At 63.2% G+C, this 4,043-nt stretch carries 7 protein-coding genes and 1 pseudogene; all 8 read left to right on the top strand.

Translation table 11 applies throughout. The features are described from left to right. Positions 1-331: pseudogene (locus tag EOA28_RS27165) on the top strand (IclR family transcriptional regulator); the annotation flags it as partial. Between the two features lie 80 nt (positions 332-411). Continuing rightward, positions 412-735 carry a metalloregulator ArsR/SmtB family transcription factor gene (locus EOA28_RS27160; protein ID WP_126081213.1) on the top strand — a complete coding sequence of 108 codons (324 nt, stop codon included), beginning with the start codon at positions 412-414 and terminating at the stop codon, positions 733-735. Further along, the gene (locus tag EOA28_RS27155) at positions 732-1,136 is read left to right on the top strand and encodes an SRPBCC domain-containing protein (RefSeq protein WP_127249507.1); all 405 of its coding nucleotides are present in this window, start codon (positions 732-734) and stop codon (positions 1,134-1,136) included. Before EOA28_RS27160 ends, EOA28_RS27155 begins: the two co-directional genes overlap by 4 nt. Positions 1,137-1,223: 87 nt before the next feature. Further along, a complete protein-coding gene (locus EOA28_RS27150) occupies positions 1,224-1,616 on the top strand; it encodes a VOC family protein (protein WP_127249508.1) in 393 nt (130 codons plus the stop codon). Between the two features lie 39 nt (positions 1,617-1,655). Further along, positions 1,656-1,889, top strand: coding sequence for a hypothetical protein (locus EOA28_RS27145; protein WP_126081211.1), 234 nt, complete (start codon positions 1,656-1,658; stop codon positions 1,887-1,889). After that, complete coding sequence (locus EOA28_RS27140; RefSeq protein WP_127249509.1) at positions 1,889-2,332, top strand: DUF1801 domain-containing protein; 444 nt, start codon at positions 1,889-1,891, stop codon at positions 2,330-2,332. Before EOA28_RS27145 ends, EOA28_RS27140 begins: the two co-directional genes overlap by 1 nt. A 78-nt stretch (positions 2,333-2,410) precedes the next feature. Further along, positions 2,411-2,809, top strand: coding sequence for a DUF1801 domain-containing protein (locus EOA28_RS27135; protein WP_126081209.1), 399 nt, complete (start codon positions 2,411-2,413; stop codon positions 2,807-2,809). 280 nt (positions 2,810-3,089) lie between these two features. Then, on the top strand, positions 3,090-4,043 hold a 954-nt coding region (locus EOA28_RS27130), incomplete at its 3' end, for a PAS domain-containing protein (protein WP_148670872.1).

Below are 4,043 nucleotides of genomic sequence, written 5' to 3'. Positions count from 1 at the left end.
GCCTCTGCTTGTCGGCTCCGGCGGCCGGGTGCTTGCCGCCTTTTCGGGCCAGGAGGGCGAGCCCTACGAAACGATCCGCAACACCTACAACTACATCTCGATCGGCGACCGCGACCCGCAGACCGCCGGCATATCCGCGCCCGTCTTCGGACCAGGACGCACACTGCTCGGCGCGCTGACGCTCGCAGGGCCGAGCACGCGCGTCGACGCGGCCTTTCTCGAGCGCATGAAACGCCCGCTGCTGGAAGCCGCCGCGCGCGCTACCCGCGCCTTCGGCGAGGATGCCTTCATGCTGGACGTGGCAGCCCTCAACGCGGGCGCCGGCAACTAGCGCCGTCCAGGTTTCTGCTTGACTCACATATATCCCGATGGTTATACGTCAATCAATAGCCAACGGGTTATCGATCTGAGATGCCGGCCACGCACGATATGCTGTTCAGGACGCTTGCCGATCCGACGCGGCGCGCCATCTTCGAACGTCTCTGTCGCCAGGGCGAGCAGACGGTCGGAGCCCTCACCGCGCAGGCCGGTGTGTCGCAGCCGGCGGTGTCGAAGCATCTGGGCGTGCTCAAGGAAGCGGGGCTGGTGCGCGACCGCCATGAAGGGCGCCAGACCCATTACAGCGCGCAGCTCAAGGCGCTTGCGCCGTTGATGGATTGGACGCGCGACATGGCGGGGTTTTGGGAAAGCCGGTTCGACGATCTCGAAGACCTGCTCAAAAGGATGGATCAATGAACGAAGCCGCAACGCGCTCCGTCATCGTCGAGCGCGAGATACCTTTTGCGCCGGAAAAGATTTGGCGCGCGCTCACCCAACCGCATCTCATCGAGGAGTGGCTGATGAAGAACAACTTCAAGCCGGTCGTGGACCATCGCTTCAATCTGAGCGCGGAATGGGGCGGCGTCGACTGCCAGGTGCGGACGGTCGAACCGAACCGGACGCTGTCCTACAGTTGGGACACCAAGGACCTCGAGAGCGTGGTCACCTGGACGCTGACCCCGACGGGCACGGGCACGCATCTGCGTATGGAGCAGGTCGGCTTCCGCACGGATCAGGAGCCGTATTACCGCGGCGCCACCGTCGGCTGGAAGAGATACCTGGCGACCTTGGAAGAGGTCCTTTCGCGGCTCGACTGAAGGTCGCCGCCAACAGCAGGACTGCTCGGAACAACACACTGTTTGGCGGGGCGGCACACCGCAGGCGTAAGCCATGGAGATATCGAAATGAAGATCAAGTTGACCAGCATCTATGTCGACGACCAGGAGAAGGCCCTCGCCTTCTACACCGGCGTTCTGGGCTTCACCAGGAAGGCGGATTTCACCAACGGTCCATTCCGCTGGCTGACCGTCACCTCGCCCGACGATCCGGATGGCACCGAACTGCAGCTGGCACTCAATGACAATCCGGCGGCAAAGACCTGTCAGCAGGCCATCTTCAAGCAGGGCCAGCCGGCGCTGATGCTGTTCGGCGACGACATCAAGGCCGACCACGAGCGCATTAAGGCCAAGGGCGGCAATTTTGCCATGGCGCCGACGGCGGTGACCGGCGCCACCATCGCGCAGCTCAACGACACCTGCGGCAACCTCGTCCAGCTTTCGCAGCTGGCGCGCTGGTAGGCGCCTCGATCCGTCTCGTCATTTGCAAGGGAGGTTACATTGAGCTGGAGCAAGTGGATCAGGCAGCTTCATCGCTGGCTGTCGATCATCTTCACCGTCACCGTCATTGCCAATTTCGCCGCCATGGCCATGGGCCCGCCGCCCGCCTGGATCGTCTATTCGCCGTTGATCCCGCTTTTCCTGCTTTTGTTCAGCGGACTCTACATGTTCGTGCTGCCCTATGCCGCCAGAAGGCGCGGCGAGCCGTCGCCCGAGCGCACGGGATCGGCCTGATGGCGAAGGCGAAATCGAAAGCCGACGCATCTCCGCACGAGAAGCCGGTCCTGCTTTCAGGCGGCAATCCGCAGATCGCCAAGGGCCATGGCGACGCTCCCGTGCAGGCCTATATCGCGGCGATGCCGGGCTGGAAGAGCGAGGTCGGGCGCCGGCTCGACCAGCTCATCGTGCAAGCCATTCCCAACGTGCAGAAGGCCGTCAAATGGAATTCGCCACTCTACGGCATGAAGGACGAAGGCTGGTTTCTCGGCATCCATTGCTTCGCCAGCTACATCAAGGTGGCGTTCTTCCGCGGCCTGTCGCTGGACCCCGTGCCTCCGGTCGAATCCAAGAGCGGGGACACGCGCTATTTGCATATCCATGAGGACGATCGGCTCGACGAGAAGCGGTTCGTTTCCTGGGTGAAACAGGCGAGCCGGCTGCCCGGCGAACGGATGTAAGCGCAAGGAAGGATCAAGCGCCGCCCTCCCGAAGGACCACGGCGGCGAGTGATATCCGGCATTGAGGAGAAACCAGACATGCAAAAAGACGGCGAGCAGGACGGCAGGTCTGCGTCCGAGCTGATCGATAGAAGGATCGAGGAACTGGGCGACTGGCGCGGCGAGATGCTTGCCCGGCTCCGCGCCCTGATCCGCCAGGCCGCGCCGGAAGCCGTCGAGACATGGAAATGGCGCGGCGTGCCGGTTTGGGAGGATGCCGGCATCATCTGCACCGGCGAGACCTACAAGGCCGTCGTCAAGCTGACCTTCGCCAGAGGCGCGGCGCTGCCCGACCCCAAGAAGCTCTTCAACTCCAGCCTCGAAGGCAACACGAGGCGCGCCATCGATTTCAAGCAAGGCGACACGATCGACGCCGATGCGCTGAAGGCGCTCGTACGCGAAGCCGTGACCCTCAACAGATCGAGGGCCAAGCGCTGAGAGAGGACTGCGGTATAACGCTATCGGGTTGATTTGCCGGCTTTTTCTTCCGCGCACCGGCAACACGGATCAATACATCGCATCACCCGGCGTAAGCGTCTGCCAGGCAACAATTCATGAAACAAGTACCGGACAAGTTTATCGGCCGTTAAGCCAGGCGCGCTATCTGGATCGATGTCGCCGGCAACGGGGCGACATGCGGAGAAAAATATCGTCTCAACCGACGGATGAGCTAGTCGGACAGACGCCGGGGGAGCAGAACGAGCTCCATGGGAATGGGATGAAGTTCTCGTCGACCGATGCCGGTCCGCGTCTGATAGGGCTGGTCTGGCCCTTCGTCGCGGTGGTCCTGACCCAGGCGCTGGTCGCAACCCTCAGCCTCCACACATTATCGGCGGTCCGCGCCTATGTCGGCGGCGAAAGCCAATGGTCGAAAGGCCAGAAGCACGCCATCTACTTCCTGAACCTCTATGCCGATACCGGCCGGCAGGAATATTTCAACGAACATCGTCAAGCCATCGCCGTGCCGCTCGCCGATCGCGCCGCGCGGCTGGCGCTCGAACAGGCCGAGCCCGACACGAATGCGGCCCGGCTTGGCTTTCTCGGCGGCAACAACCATCCCGACGATGTTGACGGCCTGATCTGGCTGTTCCGGAATTTCCGCGGCGTCAGCTATCTCGACACCGCGATCCGCCACTGGAGGGATGCCGACGAGATGATCCTCGCCATCGAGGGACTTGGCGACAAGATGAATCGAAGGCTGGAAAAAGAGCCGGCAACGCCAGCCGAGATCAGCCTCTGGAAGGCGAAAATCCACCAGCTCGACCGCCAGATCGGGCCGCTGGCCAAGGCCTTTTCCGACAGCCTCGGCGAGGGATCGCGCTTCATCAAGATGGCGCTGACGGCGGCCAATCTCGCCACCGCCGCCCTGCTTATCCTGCTCGTCGTCTGGCGCACGCGCAAGCTGATGATACAGCGCCAGGCGTTTCAGAGCGCCCTCAACGCCGAGCGCGAGCGTGCCCAGATCACGCTGGCCTCGATCGGCCAGGCCGTCATCAGCACCGATGCCGAGGGGCGGCTTGACTATATGAATGCCGGGGCGGAGCGGCTGCTTGCCTGCTCGCTGGCCGCAGCCAGGGGCAGGCCCATCGCCTCGTTGTTCCGGCTTGTCGACAAGGACAGCGGCGTCGAGGAGACCGATCTGATCGCGCGCCTGCTGGCAGGCGAGCCACGC

This window comes from Mesorhizobium sp. M2A.F.Ca.ET.067.02.1.1 (assembly GCF_004023285.1).
Taxonomy (GTDB): Bacteria; Pseudomonadota; Alphaproteobacteria; order Rhizobiales; family Rhizobiaceae; genus Mesorhizobium.
Note: the sequence above shows the minus strand (reverse complement) of the source record. Positions and strands in the feature narration are given on the sequence as shown.

Excerpts from the sequence above, each read along its gene's own strand:
- EOA28_RS27160 (WP_126081213.1), top strand. The coding sequence starts at position 412 with ATGCCGGCCACGCACGATATGCTGTTCAGGACGCTTGCCGATCCGACG.
- EOA28_RS27155 (WP_127249507.1), top strand. The coding sequence starts at position 732 with ATGAACGAAGCCGCAACGCGCTCCGTCATCGTCGAGCGCGAGATACCT.
- EOA28_RS27150 (WP_127249508.1), top strand. The coding sequence starts at position 1,224 with ATGAAGATCAAGTTGACCAGCATCTATGTCGACGACCAGGAGAAGGCC.
- EOA28_RS27140 (WP_127249509.1), top strand. The coding sequence starts at position 1,889 with ATGGCGAAGGCGAAATCGAAAGCCGACGCATCTCCGCACGAGAAGCCG.
- EOA28_RS27135 (WP_126081209.1), top strand. The coding sequence starts at position 2,411 with ATGCAAAAAGACGGCGAGCAGGACGGCAGGTCTGCGTCCGAGCTGATC.